Here is a 1,303-nt window from a genome sequence, read left to right as displayed (position 1 = left end):
GGTTTTATATCGGAGCAACAATGTTAAAGGATCTAACGGCTGTATTCGCGCCACAAAACCGTCGCCTGATCAAGTTGTCGACCGTTGCCCGAGACGAACAGGAACTGTTGCTGGAAAAGTTTACCGGCACCGAATGCCTGTCCGAACTGTTCAGCTTTGAGTTGTCGATGATCAGCCGCGATGCGGGCATTGAGCTCAAGTCGCAGATCGGCCAGCCGGCGCAATTGGCGATAGAACTGGCCACCGGCGAAGCGCGCTACATCAATGGCTATATCAGTGCGTTCAGCCTGCAAGGCAGTGACGGCGGCCTGGCCCGCTACAGCGCCACACTCAGTCCTTGGCTATGGATGCTCTCGCGGCGTATCGACTCGCGGATTTTCCAGGAACAGACCATCGAAGCCGTTATACGCACGGTATTTGAAGCCTACGGCGCATTGCCCGACTTTGAGTTTCAACTCAGCCAGCCTCTCAAGACGCACAGCTACATCACGCAATACCGTGAAAGCGACCTGACATTTGTTCTGCGACTGCTGGAACACGAAGGGTTGTTCTTCTATTTTGATCACGATAAAGAAAAGCACACGCTAATCATTCTTGATCACTCGCGCGACCTCGTGCCGCTGCCACAACAGCCGCAAATCCGTTATCACACGGCGTCCGTGACCGAGACTTCAGACTCGATTACTGAATGGAGCAGCCACCGACGCCTGCAATCAGGGCGCATGTCCATTCAGACATACGATTACAAGCAACCGCGTAATCAGTTGCCTGTGGGTATGCCCAGCCTCAACGAGCAGGGCAACGTCGAATCGTACGAAGTGTATGACTTCCTCGATCACTACAGCCACGGCACGTTCGCTGACGGCGAACATCTGGTGCGTCAGCGCCTTGAAGCGATTGAAGTGCAGGGCAAGACATTCACCGGCCACAGTAACTGCCGCGCCATGTACCCCGGCCATACCTTTGAATTGACCCAGCACTTTGATCACGACCGCGGTTCTGCCGAAGATCGCCGTTTTCTGCTGTTATCGGTCAGGCACGAGGGCTGCAACAATTACCTCTCGGATGAAGACGCAGGCTACACAAACGAGTTTGAGTGCATTCGTCACAAGATTCCGTATCGCCATCCGATCACCGTGCCCCGCCCGCTGATCCATGGTCCACATACTGCCATTGTGGTCGGGCCACAGGGCGAAGAGGTGTTTACCGATGAACTGGCGCGCATCCAGATCAGATTCCACTGGCAGCGCGGCGACAGCCTTCCGCAGGGCACCACGTGGCTGAGGGTGGCCATGCCCAGCGC

The 1,303-nt window shown here is 55.7% G+C and carries 1 protein-coding gene; it reads left to right on the top strand.

The window, feature by feature from the left end; all coding sequences use genetic code 11:
• Positions 1–20 precede the first annotated feature (20 nt).
• Positions 21–1,303 (top strand): type VI secretion system Vgr family protein (locus tag QRN38_RS04655; RefSeq protein ID WP_122223298.1); only part of this gene is annotated, 1,283 nt, incomplete at its 3' end.

Origin of the sequence: Pseudomonas sp. CFBP2511 (assembly GCF_030209255.1) — a bacterium.
In the GTDB taxonomy this organism is placed as follows: domain Bacteria; phylum Pseudomonadota; class Gammaproteobacteria; order Pseudomonadales; family Pseudomonadaceae; genus Aquipseudomonas; species Aquipseudomonas avellanae.
The sequence above is the reverse complement of the archived record's forward strand: the minus strand, read 5'-3'. Positions and strand labels throughout refer to the sequence as shown.